The sequence below is a fragment of the Streptomyces sp. CRN 30 genome, assembly GCF_034105845.1.
This window is the reverse complement of sequence record NZ_JAVRHI010000159.1, coordinates 1-15243: the sequence shown is the minus strand read 5'-3', so window position 1 is coordinate 15243 and position 15243 is coordinate 1. Positions and strand designations below refer to the sequence as shown.

General features: G+C 72.7%; 10 protein-coding genes. 7 read left to right on the top strand and 3 right to left on the bottom strand.

Features of this window, described 5'->3' with window-relative positions; genetic code table 11:
- Positions 1-106: 106 nt before the first annotated feature.
- From UW392_RS15590 to abc-f, 3 genes are all read left to right on the top strand, one after another.
- Complete coding sequence (locus UW392_RS15590) at positions 107-1003, top strand: helix-turn-helix transcriptional regulator (protein ID WP_320775593.1); 897 nt, start codon at positions 107-109, stop codon at positions 1001-1003.
- A 29-nt stretch (positions 1004-1032) separates the two neighbouring features.
- Positions 1033-2052: an aldo/keto reductase gene (locus UW392_RS15585; protein WP_320775592.1), complete on the top strand. Its 1020-nt coding sequence runs from the start codon at positions 1033-1035 to the stop codon at positions 2050-2052.
- Positions 2053-2410: 358 nt separating this feature from the next.
- The gene (gene abc-f / locus UW392_RS15580) at positions 2411-4060 is read left to right on the top strand and encodes a ribosomal protection-like ABC-F family protein (protein WP_320775591.1); all 1650 of its coding nucleotides are present in this window, start codon (positions 2411-2413) and stop codon (positions 4058-4060) included.
- Between the two features lie 94 nt (positions 4061-4154).
- Here abc-f and UW392_RS15575 read toward each other — a convergent pair whose 3' ends face one another.
- Together UW392_RS15575 and UW392_RS15570 are read right to left on the bottom strand one after the other, a co-directional pair.
- On the bottom strand, positions 4155-5663 hold the full coding sequence (locus tag UW392_RS15575) for a carboxylesterase/lipase family protein (RefSeq protein WP_320775590.1): 1509 nt from the start codon (positions 5661-5663) through the stop codon (positions 4155-4157).
- A 5-nt stretch (positions 5664-5668) separates the two neighbouring features.
- Positions 5669-7708, bottom strand: a complete 2040-nt coding sequence (locus tag UW392_RS15570) for an AAA family ATPase (protein ID WP_320775589.1) — start codon at positions 7706-7708, stop codon at positions 5669-5671.
- Between the two features lie 954 nt (positions 7709-8662).
- Here UW392_RS15570 and UW392_RS15565 point away from each other — a divergent pair.
- From UW392_RS15565 to UW392_RS15555, 3 genes are all read left to right on the top strand, one after another.
- Entirely contained in the window at positions 8663-10072 is a 1410-nt protein-coding gene (locus UW392_RS15565) for an MFS transporter (RefSeq protein ID WP_320775588.1), read from the top strand.
- Positions 10073-10152: 80 nt separating this feature from the next.
- Entirely contained in the window at positions 10153-11070 is a 918-nt protein-coding gene (locus UW392_RS15560) for a PhzF family phenazine biosynthesis isomerase (RefSeq protein WP_320775587.1), read from the top strand.
- Positions 11071-11325: 255 nt separating this feature from the next.
- A complete protein-coding gene (locus UW392_RS15555) occupies positions 11326-12240 on the top strand; it encodes an MOSC domain-containing protein (protein ID WP_320775586.1) in 915 nt (304 codons plus the stop codon).
- 342 nt (positions 12241-12582) lie between these two features.
- Here the strand turns inward: UW392_RS15555 and UW392_RS15550 are convergent, their stop codons facing one another.
- Positions 12583-12852, bottom strand: coding sequence for a terpene synthase family protein (locus tag UW392_RS15550; RefSeq protein WP_320775585.1), 270 nt, complete (start codon positions 12850-12852; stop codon positions 12583-12585).
- Positions 12853-13472: 620 nt separating this feature from the next.
- On the opposite strand from UW392_RS15550, the gene UW392_RS15545 reads away from it, so the two are divergent.
- On the top strand, positions 13473-15243 hold a 1771-nt coding region (locus UW392_RS15545), incomplete at its 3' end, for a CASTOR/POLLUX-related putative ion channel (RefSeq protein ID WP_320775584.1).

The window sequence follows — 15243 nt, the reverse complement described above, 5'->3', positions numbered from 1 at the left end:
CACAAGAACCACGCCGATCCGAGGAGTCCCCCCGTGCCACCGCCGCCCGCCGAAGCCACTGTCCCACCCGCTCCCTGCCGTACGGTCCCCTGCCCGGAGAGCGACCATGGCCGGCCCTGAACGGAAGAACCTGGCCGCCGAGGTGCGGGAGTTCCTCAGCACCCGGCGGGCCAGGATCACCCCCGAGCAGGCCGGGCTGCCGGTCTACGGCGGAAACCGCCGTGTCCCAGGGCTGCGGCGCGAAGAGGTCGCCCTGCTGGCCGGCATGAGCGTGGACTACTACGTCCGCCTGGAGCGCGGCAACCTCGCCGGCGCCTCGGACTCAGTCCTCGAAGCCCTCGCGCACGCCCTGCAGCTGAACGAGGCCGAACGCACCCACCTCTACGACCTCGCCCGCGCGTCGACTCCCGCCGGGCGGCGGCCCACCGCGACCTCCTCCCGGGTACGGCCCACGATCCTGCGGATACTCGACTCGATGACCGGCGTACCGGCGTTCGTCCGCAACGCCCGCTTCGACGTCGTGGCCGCCAACGCCCTGGGCCGGGCACTGTACGCGCCGCTGTTCGACTCCCCGCTGTTCGCCCGGCGCGGCCCGGTCAACAGCGCCCGCTTCCTGTTCCTGGACCCCGCGGCCCAGGAGTTCTGGGCCGACTGGGACAGGAGTGCCGACGACGCGGTCGCCTTCCTGCGCACCGAGACGGGCCGCGCGCCGCACGACAAAGCGCTGACGGACCTGATCGGCGAGCTGACGGCCAAGAGCGACGAGTTCGCCCGCCGCTGGGCCCGCCACGATGTGAAGTTCCACCGGTCCGGAGTGAAGAGGTTCCGTCATCCGCTGGTCGGCACCCTCGACCTGCCCTACGAAGCCATGGACCTGCCGTCCGACCCCGGCCTGCGCCTCAACTTCTACACACCCGAGCCGGACTCACCAGAACAGCAGGCCCTGAACCTGCTCGCGAGCTGGACGACCACCGGCACGGTCGTGTCCTCCGCAAACGACTGACCCCCCCCACCAAAGAGGAGAACCACTCCATGCAGTACCGACCGCTGGGCCGTACCGGCGTCCAGGTCAGCCCCCTCTGCCTGGGCGCGATGATGTTCGGCCCCTGGGGCAACGAGGACGAGGCCGACTCCATCCGGATCATCCACCGCGCCCTCGACGCCGGGATCAACTTCGTCGACACCGCCGACGTCTACTCCGCCGGGGTCTCCGAGGAGATCGTCGGCAAGGCGCTGCGGGGCCGTCGCGAGGACGTCTTCCTGGCCACCAAGTTCTTCATGCCCATGGATCAGAACGACCCCAACCAGCGGGGTGGCTCGCGCCGCTGGATCTTCCGCGCGGTCGAGCACTCGCTGCGGCGGCTCGGCACCGACCACATCGACCTCTACCAGGTGCACCGCCCCAGCCCCGACACGGACGTCGCCGAGACCCTCGGCGCTCTCACCGACCTCGTCCGCCAGGGCAAAATCCGCTACATCGGCTCCTCCTCCTACTCCGGTTCGCAGATCGTCGAGGCCCAGTGGACCTCGCGCGAGCGGAACCTGGAGCGGTTCGTGACCGAGCAGCCGCCGTACTCGCTCCTCGTCCGGGGCATCGAGGAGGACGTACTGCCCACCGCGCGCCGCCACGGCATGGGCACCCTCACCTACAGCCCGCTCTCCGGCGGCTGGCTCTCGGGCCGCTACCGCAAGCACGCCACCGAGGGCCCGGCCTCCGCCGCCCGCCCGCAGGCCCGCTTCGACATGAGCACCCCCGCCAACCAGCGCAAACTCGACGCCGTCGAACAACTCGCCGTCCTGGCGGAGAAGACCGGCCTCACCCTGATCGAGCTGGCCGTCGCCTTCGTCGTCCACCACCCCGGCGTCACCTCGGCGATCATCGGCCCGCGCACCATGGAACAGCTGGAGGCGTTCCTGCCCGCCGCCGACGTCACCCTGTCCACCGACGTCCTTGACGCCATCGACGAGATCGTCGCCCCCGGCGTCACCGTCAACCCGGTCGACAACAGCTACGGCGACTTCGAGCTGCGGACCGACCAGCGACGCCGCTGACGTGAGCCGGCCGGACCGAACCGAACCGGACCGAACCGGACCGAACCGGGCCGGGCCGGGCCGGACCGAACCGGACCGAACCGGGCCGAACCGGGCCGGGCCGGTCGCCGCCGCCCGGCCCGGCCTGCGCCGCGAATCCCGGCGCATTCGCCCGCCCGCCCGCCCGCCCACTCGGCGAGACGAGACGTATCGTCTTGCCAAACAGCCGAGTACGGCGTACTGTCTTGCCCCATGGGTTCCCTGTGACATCACCGGCGCCGACCGCGTAGAGCACCGCTCCGCCGTCGCCGCGCCCCTCCGTGCATCCCTCACCCCGCCGACCCGGGCGCGGCGCGCCGCGCCCAGGAAGGACCTGATCTTGCACACCTCACAGTTCACCCTCTGCCGCGTCGGCAAGCGCTACCCCGGCCGCACCGTCCTCGACCAGGTCTCCCTCTCGCTGAGGCCGGGCGAGAAGGCCGGACTGATCGGCGACAACGGAGCCGGCAAGTCCACCCTGCTGCGGATCGCCGCCGGCCGGGAACGCCCGGACAGCGGCGAGGTCACCGTGATCGCCGACGGCGGCATCGGCTACCTCCCGCAGAGCCTCCCGCTGCCCCCGACCGCGACCGTCCAGGACGCCGTCGACCTCGCCCTGGCCGACCTGCGCGTCCTGGAAGCGGAACTGCGCCGCGCCGAACGGGCCCTCGGCGCGGCGGAGGACCCGGCGGCGCTCGCCGCCTACGGCGTCCTCCTCGGACGCTACGAGGCGCGGGGCGGCTACGACGCAGACCACCGCGCCGACGTGGCGATGCACCACCTCGGTCTGCCCGTCCTGCGCCGTGAGCGTCTCCTCGGCACGCTCTCCGGCGGTGAGCGTGCCCGGCTCGCCCTGGCCGGTGTCCTGGCCGGACGGCCCGAGCTGCTGCTGCTGGACGAGCCGACCAACGACCTCGACGACCGGGCCGTCGAGTGGCTGGAGACACAACTGCGCGCCCACCGCGGCACGGTGCTGGCCGTCACCCACGACCGCGTCTTCCTGGAGCGCCTGACGGCGACGGTCTTCGAGGCCGAGGAGGGAAAGGTGACCCGCTACGGCAACGGCTACGCCGGCTACCGCACGGCCAAGGCGGCCGAGCGCCGTCGCCGGACTGAGGAACACGAGCAGTGGCGCTCCGAGCTGGCCCGCAACGAGCGGCTGGCCGCCGGCCACGCCGTCCGCCTGAGCACCATCCCGCGCAAGGCGGCACTGGCCAACTTCGGCCACGGCGGCTTCCGCGCCCGGGGGCGGGCACACGGCACGATGGCCCGCGTCCGCAACGCCCGTGAACGGGCCGAGCGGCTGGCGGCCCACCCGGTGGCGCCGCCACCAACACCCCTGGCCTTCACACCTCCCACGGCGGCGGCTGCCGGCTCCCCGGCGGGCACCGCGACCGCGTACGCGGAGCCTGACGCCCTGCACCTGGCGGACGTGCGCGTGGGGGACCGCCTGCGGCTGGGGTCGCTCACCCTCCACCACGGCGGCCGGCTGCTCGTCACCGGACCCAACGGCTCCGGCAAGACGACACTGCTGAAACTACTCGCCGGGGAAGTACGGCCGGACGAGGGCGTGGTGCGGGTGCCGGGCCGGGTGGGCCATCTGCGCCAGGAGGAGACGCCGTGGCCGCCCGGCCTGACGGTGGTCGAGGCGTTCGGCCGGGGTCGCGCGGGCACGGCCGACGAGCAGGCCGACGCTCTGCTCGCCCTCGGGCTCTTCCGCCCGTCCGAACTGGGCACGCGCATGGGCGAGCTCTCCTACGGCCAGCGCCGCCGCGTGGACGTGGCCCGGCTCGTGTCGGAACCCGCCGATCTGCTCCTCCTGGACGAGCCGACCAACCACCTGTCACCGGCGCTGGTCGAGGAAGTGGAGGAGGCACTGTCCGGATCGTCCCAGACGATCGTGCTGGTCACCCACGACCGTGCGCTGCGGGCCCGGTTCACGGGCCGACACCTGCGGCTGCCGGACACCGCGGGGGTCCCGGTGGACTGAGGACCGGGCCGAGGCGAAGACCTCGGCGGCACCGGGCCGCGCGGGCACGGACACCGGCGCCCCGGCCGCGCGGCCGGGGCGACCGGGGCGCTGTTCAGGGACGCAGGACGGGGAAGTCCGCCTTCGCCCACAGGGCCCGCAGCGCGACCGCGGGCAGCTCGTCGGCGCCGTCCGGGGGGCTGGTGGCCCACCTGTGGATCTCGGTGGCGGCCCCGCCGACAGGGGCCCAGCCGGGGTTGCCGGTGGCGGCGAAGTCGGCCCACGCACGCACCATCCGACGGGACAGATCCTGGTCCGCGGCGGTGGGAGCGCCACCGATCAGGAACGCCAGACGCTCGTCGTCGAGGTTGCCGAAGGCGAAGGGCACGTCCGCGCAGTGCCAGGCGCGGACCACCGTGTCCGGGCCGGTGCGCCGCCGGTCGAAGCGGGACAGGAACGCCCGGCCGCCGGCCAGGGTGTGCGCTTCGGCGAGCCGGTCGCCGTACTCGCCGAACAGCAGGTCGCCGAAGACGGAGAGATAGACGTCGAGCACCGGGGCCTGCGGCAGCGCGGCGCGGTAGCCGGCCACCAGGCCCTCGGGAAGGCCGAAGTCCCGGGCGAAGCGGTCGAGCTGACGCTCGGTCGTGACCTTCGCGCTGCTGCCGACCGCGTCGAGCAGCCAGTACTCCTGCGTGGTGGAGCAGACCAGCAGATCCACGTCCCGCGCCGCGCCGTCCGCCAGGGCCGTGAGCGGGTCGGCGGGCAGGACGTCGCCGTCGAGGACGGGGGCGTAGAGCGAGGGATCGTAGTGACGCGAGCCGGAGGCGGGGTCGCTCCGGTACCGGTCGACCACCCGGTCGGAAGCGGCCACGAGGGCCTGCGGGGTCGCGGCGGCCAGCCCCTCGGACGTGGCCGGACAGCCCGCGGCGGCGGCGACCTCACGCGTGGTGGCGGCGGCGATGTCATGCGTGTAGCAGGGGCTGGCGGGGCTGTGCGCGACGGCCCGGCGGAAGAGGCCGCGAGCACGGTCCATCGCCATCAGGCACGCGACCGAGGCGGCCCCGGAGGACTGCCCGGCCACGGTGACGCGGTCCGGGTCACCGCCGAAGACGGCGATGTTCTCGCGCACCCAGCGCAGGGCGGCGACCTGGTCGAGCAGACCCCGGTTGTCCGGGTGGGCCGGCCCCCCGCCCGGCGGAACATGGCCGAAGCCCTCGAACCCGATCCGGTGGTTGAAGGTGACCACGACCAGCCCGGCCCGCGCCAGGACGGTGCCGTCGAAGTCGGGCTGGGCCGAGGAGCCGAAGGTGTAGGCACCGCCGTGGATCCAGACGAGGACCGGCAGCCGGCTCGCGCCGGGCTCCGGTGTCCACACGTTGACGGTGAGGATGTCCTCGTCGCCGGGGGACCACACGGGCGCGCCGGGCAGCCGCGCCGACTGCGGGGAGATCGGACCGAATCGCCCCCCGTCCCGGATCCCGTCCCACGGGGACACCGGACGGGGCTCCCGGAACCGGCCGGCGCCGAACGGTGCGGCGGCGTAGGGGATGCCGAGGACGGCGACGACGTCGGCGGAGGCCCGGAACCCTCGCACCGAACCGTTCTTCGTCTCGAAGATGTCCATGGGAACTACCTCTCGCCGTACGCGGGCCGGTCGGTCACGGTGCACAGACGCTTGGTGGCCCGGGTCAGGGCCACGTACAGATCCCGTTCCCCACCGGGGCGGGCCGCGACGATCTCATCGGGGGCCATGACGACGACCCCGTCGAACTCCAGGCCGCGCGCCTCGGACGCCGGCACGACCCGTGCGTGGTGACCGACGCCGCGGGCCGTCAGCTCGCTCACCCGGTCGTCAGCGCAGATCACGGCCAGCAGCTCACCCGGGTGTGCGGCGCTCTGGGCGCTCAGTTCCCGGGCGACGGCGGCGACCAGCCCCTCCGGCGGTGCGGTCACCGTGCGGGGATTCTCACCACCGCGCAGCGACCGCGTGGGCTTCTGGTCGGGAGCGATCCGCGTGAGCAGGTCCCGGACGCTCTGGAGGATCTCCCGCGTGGTGCGGTAGCTGACGGTCAGGTGGTGCAGCGCGAACCGCGGTCCGAGGTGGGGGCCGAGCGCTTCCTTCCAGTCGCGTGCCGTCGTGACCGGACCCGCCTGGGCGAAGTCGCCCACCAGTGTCATCGCCCTCGCCGGGCAGCGACGGACGATCATCCGCCACTGCATGGCGGTCAGTTCCTGCGCCTCGTCGACGACGACGTGCCCGTACGTCCGCCGGGGCGGTCCGTCGACCAGGTTCGCCGCCTCGTCCAGCAACGGCACATCGGCATCGGTCCACGCGTCGTCCGGACCGCGCAGCAGCAGGGACCGCTCCCGCTCGGTCAGGCGGGGCAGGTGCTCGGCGAGGGCGCCGGCGTCCGTCAGGAGCGCGTCGAGGAGGTCATCGGGTGCCAGCCGCGGCCACAGCGCCTCGACCGCCCGGTCGACGCCGGCGTCGCCGAGGAGGTCGGCCCGCACGGCGTCCACGTCCAGTCCGTGGACCGGGTCCGAGGCGGCCGCGCCCTCGGCACGGCGCCCGGCGGCTCCCGTGAACCGGTCGAGATCGAGGCCCGTCAGCCGTTCGGTATCGGCGTCGATCTGCTCCAGAAGGTCGCCCATGTCCCGCCGCATCGCGTCGGTGACGGCGTCCACGAGGAGTTCCTTGAACACCTGGCGCGCGGGATTGTGCCCCGGTACGGCCGCCACGGCGGCGTCGCGTGCCGCGGCGACCTCCTCACCGGACAGAGACACCGGCTCCCGCCCGACCCGCACGGTGAAGTCACCGGCGGGGGCCTGGCGGACGCGCAGCAGACGGGCCAACGCGTCGGCGAGGTCGCCGCTGCCCTTGAGACGCGCCGTGTCGAACGGGTCCACCGCGTCCGTGGACACCCCGGCCAGTTCCCGGCAGGTCGCCAGGTCGACGTCGTTCTCGCCGAGCGAGGGCAGGACCTGGCAGATGTAGTCGAGGAACCGGGCGTTGGGGCCCACCACGAGGACACCTTCCTCGGCGGCACGCGGGAACGCGTACAGGACGTACGCCGCCCGGTGCAGGGCGACCACCGTCTTGCCGGTGCCGGGCCCGCCCTGCACCACGGTCACCCCGCGGTGCGCGGAGCGGACGATCTCGTCCTGCTCGGCCTGCAGCGTCGCGACGGCCGCGTGCATCCTGCCCGTACGCCGTGCCGACAGAGCCTCGGTCAACGGGCCGTCGCCCACGACGTCCTCGCCGGTCGGGGCGGTGCCGTCCAGCAGTTCGTCGCTCACCGAGACGACCGTGCGCTCCTCGACACGCAGGTGCCGGCGCCGCCGCAGGTCCATCGGGTGGACCGGCGTCGCCTCGTAGAAGGCCCGCGCCGCGTTCGCGCGCCAGTCCACGAGCAGCGGCAGATCGTCCTCCTCCGTGTGCAGGCCGATCCGTCCGATACGCAGGGCCGTGCCGTCCGTCCAGTCGACGCGCCCGAAGACCAGCCCCTTTTCCGCGCCCTCCAGCCTGCCGATCTCCTTGGCCAGACGCTCGGCGGTGATGTCTCTCTCGTAGACCTCACCGGCACTCTCCGCCGAGGCCTTCAACACCTCGGCCCGGCGAACCCGCGCCTCGGAAAGCCGCTCGGTGAGCAACTCGTACAGGGAGGACACATAAGCCTGCTCCGCCGCAACCGCACGCGCGGCGGAATCAATAATCTCCGACAACAGGGAACTCCTTCGATTCGACCCGTACCCTACGGTCGAACTCCCGGAAAGGTAAGTCTTGACTTACCTGCCGGAGCCGTGTCCTTTCGGATTCTCATCCACCTGCCGGCCTGACGTGTGCCGGTGAATACGGAATTCCCGCCCTGCCGGAGCGCCGCTGAATTCAACCGGCATTCAGCGACCGGCTCGCTCATGAGGCACAGGAACGGAGGAATCGCAATAGAGATGCACGGATGACGGAATGCATGATTCGACATAAGGCGGCGACGTAATAGGAGCGGAGGTGGCAAGCGGACGGGGACGACGCGGATGGTGGGGGAGTGGCAAGGGCGCCTCCACTACTTCACGCCACGCGCCGTACCCTCATCCACGCCGTCGGTGCACCGAGGTGCGGGCCGGGCACGTGCCGATCGCACGCCGTACCGTCGGCACCGTCACGAGTGAGACGCAGCGCGAGAGCCACACGGTCGGCGGCACCGGCCCCGTCCAGCAGGCCGTACGCGAAGTTGAGGGCGCCAAGTCGTCCATCGCCGACTGCGGCGCGGAGGCACCCGCTGTCACGGGAGGCGTGACGATCAACCCCCCTGAGGCGTATCCGCGCCTGGAGCGAGCACCGCCACCACCTGCTGTGCCCGGCCGCTGTCGGTCTGCTGCTTGAGCGGCTCGCTCGTCATGACCGCAGCGTACGACATCGACACTTCGACCTACGGCGAAGTGTCCGCCTTCGATGATCTCTCCATGAGAGCAACGCACCTCGCCGCCCGCAGAAGGCCGACCACGGGACCGACCACGGATCCGACCACGAGGCTGAGTAGGAGGCCGACCACGAGGTTGCCCCCAGAGCGGGTCACGGACCCGACAACCGGACTGAGCGCCGCCGCGCCTCAACCCGCCCTCGCCATGGCTCCACTGATCGCCCTCAGCCTCGGCTACTTCCTGGTCATGCTCGACGTCACCGTCGTCAACGTGGCCATCCCCGACATCCGCACCTCGCTCGGCACCGGCGCCACCGCCCTGCAGTGGATCGTCGACGGTTACAGCGCCCTGTTCGCGGGTCTGCTGCTGTTCGGTGGCGCGCTCGCCGACCGAGTCGGCCACCGCCGGACGTTCCTGACCGGACTCGGCGTCTTCACCGTCGCCTCGCTGGTCTGCGCCCTCGCCGGATCACCGGCGCCGCTGATCGCCGGCCGGCTGGGACAGGGTGCGGGCGCGGCACTGCTGGTGCCCGCGTCGCTCGGCCTGCTCGGGGCCACCTACCCCGACCGCGCGGTACGCGCCCGCGCCGTCACCGTCTGGGGCGCGGTCGCCTCGGTCGCCTTCGGTACCGGTCCGGTGGCCGGCGGACTGCTGGTCGCGGGCAGCGGCTGGCGCGCGGTGTTCTGGCTGAACCTCCCCGTCGCCCTCCTCGCGATCGCTCTGACGCTGCGGCACTTCCCGGTCGCCTCCCGGCCGCGAGGCAAGGCGGCGAAACCGGACCCGTTCGGTCAACTCCTGGGAGCCGTCGGCCTCATCGCGCTGGCCGGCGGACTCAACGAGGCGGGCACGCGCGGCTGGACCTCACCGCTGGTGCTCTTCGCGCTCGGCCTCGGCGCCGCCGCTCTGGCCGCCTTCGCCGCCGTGGAACGTGTCCTCGAAGCACACCTCCACGCAGGCGGCCGGCGCGCACCGCTGCTCCCGCCCTCCCTGTTCCGCGCCCCGTCCTTCACTCCGACCGCGGCCATCGGCCTGCTGATCAGCCTCGGCTATTACGGCATGCTGTTCCTGACCACCCTGTACTTCCAGCAGGAGCGCGGCTTCAGCGCCCTGGCCACGGGGTTCGCCCTGCTGCCGTCGGTGTGCATGGGGCTGGTCGCCGCCCCGCTGTTCAGCCGGATCACGGCTCGCACCGGCCCGTACCCGCCCATGGCCGTCGGCCTCGCGCTGGGCGCACTCGGCTTCCTCGGCTGGCTGCCGGCCGGGCCGCACACCCCCTATCCCGTGCTGCTGTTCGCCCTGATCGCCACCGGCCTCGGCCAGACGCTGACGGCCCTCGCCGCCACCGCCGCGATCGTGGACACCGCACCGGCCGAGGGCGCCGGCACAGCCTCTGCCGTCTTCAACGTCGCCCGGCAGGTCGGCAGCGCTGTCGGGGTGGCCTTGTTCGGCACCCTCGCCACCACGGCGTCGGGCTTCGCGGAGGGCCTGCGGCTGTCGGCCTGCCTCGCCGCGGCGGCCTTCGCGACCGGATTCCTGCTCGCACTGCCCGCCGGCCGCAGAGCCGCCACCGCCATCGCCCCAGCCCCCGCCCCCGCCTCCGCAGGGGGAAACTGACCACGGTGTCACCCGACAGAGGACCCCAAGCACCCCAGCACGCAATTACGCAAGAAGCCCCTCAGAGAGGACGATCGACCATGTCGAACCCCCCGAAGACCACCGTGACAGACCCGGCTGCCCCCCTGACCGACGAGGTGCTGCACTACACCGCCTTCACCACCAGCCCGGTCGGCGGCAACAAAGCCGGCGTCGTCCTCGACGCCTCTTCTCTCCACGACACCGACATGGTGGCGATCGCCGCCGAACTCGGCTACTCGGAAACCGCCTTCGTCACTCCCGGCCCCGCCTCGGACAGCGGCCGGTCGTTCACGCTGCGGTTCTTCAGCCCCAAGGCGGAGGTGGGCTTCTGCGGCCACGCCACCGTGGCCACCGCGGTGGCGCTGGGCGAGCGCGTGGGCGAAGGCGACTTCGACTTCCACACGGCCGCGGGTCACGTGCCCGTCGCCGTCCGCGAGGAGAACGGCGTACTGAAGGCCACCCTCACCAGCGTCGAGCCCCGGGTGCACGACACCGACCCGGCCGACGTGACGGAGACTCTGGCGGGGCTCGGCTGGCAGGCCGGCGATCTCGATGCCGCCCTGCCTCCGAGGATCGCCTTCGCGGGCGTGCGCCACCTGGTCCTCGCGGCCGCGACCCGTGAGCGGCTGGCCGACCTCGACTACGACTTCGACCGTCTGCTGAAGCTGATGCGACGGCTCGACCTGACGACCGTACAACTGGTGTGGCGCGAATCAGCGACCGTCTTCCACGTCCGTGACCCGTTCCCGGTCGGCGGGGTGGTGGAGGACGCCGCGACGGGCGCCGCGGCCGCGGCGTTCGGAGCCTACGCCCGCGACCTGGCCCTCGTCCCGGCAGACGCGGAACTCACCCTCCACCAGGGCCACGACATGGGCCGCCCGTCACTGCTGGAGGTCGGCCTGGTCCCCGGCGATCCCCGCGTACGCGTCACCGGAGCAGCGATCGGCATCCGACCGACACCGGCCCCACAGCAGTAGCACACCCCACCGCCGCCCCGACCCGTGCCCCGCGCGCCCGCGCCCGCACGGAAGGAGGCCAGCTCGTCCACGACCGGCGGCTGACGGTCCGCCGGCGAACGACAGCGCGAGACCGCACGGCTGCGACGCCACGACGCGATCACCAGGTACTCCTGTACTCCTGACCCCCGCTCGCCTCGGAGCGCTGTAGCGCTGATGACGTCACCTCGTCATGGCATACGTTCTACTGTGGTCGTGTACCGAAGGGGGCGGCGGATGGCCAACGTCGTGGATCTGATCTGCTATCCTGTCAAGGGATGTGCAGGCACGTCGATGAGCGATGCGCTCCTGACGCCGGCGGGCCTTGCCCACGACCGCAGCTTCATGGTGATCAGCGAGGACGGGATCTTCCGTACGCAACGCCGGCACCCCCGCCTCGCCCTGATCCGGCCCGCCGTCAGCACCGACGGGACTCGGCTCACCCTCGACGCGGCCGACGGCACGGGCCGCTCCGGCACACTGTGCCTCGACGTGACGACGTCCGCGCCGCGCCGCGACATCGACCTGTTCGGCGCCGCCTTCCAGGGCATCGACCAGGGTGACGGAGCCGCCGCCTGGCTGTCGGAGTTCCTCGGCACCCCCAGCCGTCTGGTCCGCGTGCCGCCGGAGCACGACCGGATCGCCGACGGCCTGACCTCCGGCCCGTCCGGCTATGCCGACAGCAGTGCGGTGCACCTGCTGTCCCGCGCCTCCCTCGCCCTTCTCAACCAGCGGATGTCCGAGCGCGGTGCCCCGATCCTGTCGATGAACAGGTTCCGCCCGAACATCGTCATCGACAGGCACGACAGCCACGATATCGAAAGCCCCGAAAGCCCCGAAAGCCCCGAAGGTCACGATCACGACAACGGCGACTGGGCCGCCCGACCGCACGCCGAGGATCGCGTACGCCGCATCACCATCGGAGCCGCCGAGTTGGGCTATGCCAAGCTCGCGGTGCGCTGTGCCGTCACTCTGGTCGAGCAGGAGGCCGGGGCGAGGCAAGGCCCGGAGCCCCTGCGCACACTCGCGAGTTACCGGCGTGCGGCGGGCGGCGGCGTAGTGTTCGGTGCGAAGTTCTCCGTGATCACGCCGGGGAAGCTGTCGGTCGGCGACGAGGTGGTCGTCCGGGAGTGGGGCGACGCCGCTCTGTGAGAATCCCTCACGAACTTCGGCTCGGACGTACCTGCCAGCATCGCCCGACGGCGAGACGAAGCCCAGCGGTCCATCGAGGACGAACGTTACCGGGAGCACGAGCCGAGGTCGCATGCCGTCGGAGACCGGCTGCCCGGGACTCAGCGCCAAGAATCTGGGCCGGCGGCGCAGGGGAGGGAGAGCCAGGTGGACGGTGCCGTCCCAGCGGTGTCGAGGGCCGTGGTAGCGGGGCGCCCGCAGATGCCACGCCAGGTTGCCGCCCAGCAGGGACGCCCGGCCGGCGAGGCAGGCGCTCAGGTGGGGAACGCCGGTGTGCCGGCGCAGAAGCCGTGCGGATCTCCACTAGTCGGCCTCGGCGAGGAGGATACGGTCGCAGACGACGGTGACGGCCTCCTGCAGGCCGTATCCGCCGTGGACGAGGGCGATGACGGCGTTGGCCTGGCCCCCGGCGAGGTATTCCCTGCGGTAGGAGAACAGGTCGTTGACCAGGGCCAAATACTCACAGCAGGCGGTGTGCAGACGCTCCGCCTCGTCCGTGCCCGCCAGGCCAGGTAGTCGGCCAGGCCGGCGAAGTGCCCTGCCGGAACGTCGCCGAGGACGCAGAAGGTCCACGCCGTGAACCCGTCGGCGACCCGCGTCCACAGCCGCGGGGGCAGGGCGAGCCGGGCGCGCCGTGTGATGCGGTCCCACAGGAGGATCTCACCGCTGGGAGCGGTGACGTGCCGGCCGTGGGTGACAGCGGTGAAGGCGGCCAGGGGCGCGGCCCGGGAGGGCAGCGTCCGGACGTAATCGTCGATCCAGGTGGCCGCCGAGTCGAGGATCGCACTCTCCACGAGGGCCTGGGCCGGACAGGCGGGCAGCACGTGGAAGGTGAAGTCCGAGTCCGGGCACGAGAGAACCTCTCACCGTAAGCGCCGATAGGGACGGTCTTGATGTCGTTAAGCCCGCGCTGGCCCGTGATCCGAACACGCCGGCCGAGGTGCCGGAGGCTCGATCTCCCCGCATGAGCGTTCTCGCGCGTTTCGTCGATATATGGCGTTCCGTCCTGTCCGCACCGGGGGGAGAGAGCTCGACCGCCCCCAGCTCCTACTCGAAAGAGTGAACGTGCCGGTGGCGCGGCGCGTCACCCGCGCGACACCCCGCACGCTTCGGTACGCGGGGCCGTTTCAGGAACGAAGGCGGAGGTGCGGCGGTTGCAGGACCAGGCTTCCTTACGCGATCGGGTGCGCTACATGTTCGACCGGACGTTGGCGCGCAGCACGGGGGCCCTGCTCGGCTGGCTCGCCCTGTGCTGCCTGGCCGTCGTCGTCCCGGTCAGCGCACTGCTGGTGTGGACCGACCCCGGCGCACCGCGCTCGCTGTCCGGTCGTCTCCTCGCCGTGTGGCGCACCAGCGCGGAGACCATGCGGCTGGGCGGGGTGACGGGCGCGCCGGTGCGGATGCTGCTGTCCGTGCTGCTCGGGCTGATCGCCCTGCTGTGCGTGTCGACGGTCGTCGGCGTCGTCACCACCGGCCTCGGCGACCGGCTCACCGAGCTGAGACGCGGCCGCTCCACGGTCCTGGAGCGTGGGCACGCGGTGGTGCTGGGCTGGTCCGAGCATGTGTTCACCGTGGTCGGTGAGCTGATCGCCGGTGCCGGTGCCGGCACCGGCACCGGTGGCGGTGGGCGGGGCGTGGTCGCCGTACTCGCCGACCTGGACTCGACCGACATGGAGCGGGCCCTGCGGAGTGCCCTGGGACTCACCGACGGCGTACGGCTGGTGTGCCGCACCGGGGCACCGACCGACCCCGAGGCGCTGGCGCTGGTGGCTCCGCAGGCGGCGGGCACGGTGGTGGTCCTGCCCGACGAGGGGCCCGACGGCGACCTGGCCGTCGTCCGCGTGCTCCTCGCGCTGCGCGCGTCGCTCGGCGCCCGGACCGGGCCGCCGGTGGTCGCCGCCGTCCGAGCGGAGCGCTACCGGTACGCCGCCGAGGCTGCCGCGGGACCGCGGGGCACCGTGCTGGAGACCGACCGCGTCACCACGCAACTGCTGGTCCAGGCGGCACGGCGGCCAGGACTCTCGGCCGCGCTGCGCGACCTGCTGGACTTCTCCGGCGCCGAGTTCCACCTGTTCGACGTCCCCGAGGCGGCCGGGCTGCCCTTCGAGGAACTGGCACTGCGTCGGCCAGAGGTGTGCGCGGTCGGTCTGGTACGGCCGGACGGCCGCGCCGTGCTCACCCCGGCACCCGGCACGCTCGTACAGCCCGGCGACCGGCTGGTGGCCGTGGCCCACGACGGCCGGTCCGCGCCGCTCGACGCCCGCCGTGCACCCGTGGACGACTCGGCCATGGCGCCCGCCCGCGCCTGGCCGGAGCCTCCCGCACGGATGCTGCTCCTGGGCTGGAACCGACGGGCACCGCTCGTCGTGGAGACCCTGCGCCGCACGCTCCGGCCGGGCTCGCTCCTCGACATCGTCGCCGGCCCGGGCACCGGCACGGCCGAGACCCACGTGCCGCGCTCGCGGGGGACCGCTGGGCTCCGCGTCGAGCACCACCTCTTCGACCTCGACCGTCCGGACTCCCTGACCGGCTTGGACGTGGCCGGCTACGACAGTGTCATCGTGCTCGGCGCCGACCACGACGGCGGCCCGGTCCGGCCCGACGACCGCACCTTGCTGACTCTGCTGATACTGCGCTCCGTTGCCGAGGCCACCGGCCGCGTGCCCGCGGTGGTGGCCGAACTGTGCGACATCCGCAGCCGGGCCGTGGTGCCCGCGGGCCCGGACACCGACGTCGTCGTGCGCGGCGAGCTGACCGCGCTGCTCCTGGCACAGATCGCCCACCGCCCCGGCCTGACCGCGGTGTTCGAGGAGCTCTTCGACACCCGGGGCGGGGCACTGGCGCTGCACCCGGCCGAGCGGTACGTGCGGCCCGGCCGTGAGGCGTCGTTCTCGACCGTCATTGCGGCGGCGCTGCGGCGCGGCGAGTGCGCGATCGGCTACCGCGCCGCCCCGGCCGCCGGTG

Bases quoted from the DNA above. Each gene is read 5' to 3' on its own strand.
- UW392_RS15590 (WP_320775593.1), top strand. From the start codon at position 107: ATGGCCGGCCCTGAACGGAAGAACCTGGCCGCCGAGGTGCGGGAGTTC.
- UW392_RS15585 (WP_320775592.1), top strand. From the start codon at position 1,033: ATGCAGTACCGACCGCTGGGCCGTACCGGCGTCCAGGTCAGCCCCCTC.
- UW392_RS15575 (WP_320775590.1), bottom strand. From the start codon at position 5,663: ATGGACATCTTCGAGACGAAGAACGGTTCGGTGCGAGGGTTCCGGGCC.
- UW392_RS15565 (WP_320775588.1), top strand. From the start codon at position 8,663: ATGGCTCCACTGATCGCCCTCAGCCTCGGCTACTTCCTGGTCATGCTC.
- UW392_RS15560 (WP_320775587.1), top strand. From the start codon at position 10,153: ATGTCGAACCCCCCGAAGACCACCGTGACAGACCCGGCTGCCCCCCTG.
- UW392_RS15555 (WP_320775586.1), top strand. From the start codon at position 11,326: ATGGCCAACGTCGTGGATCTGATCTGCTATCCTGTCAAGGGATGTGCA.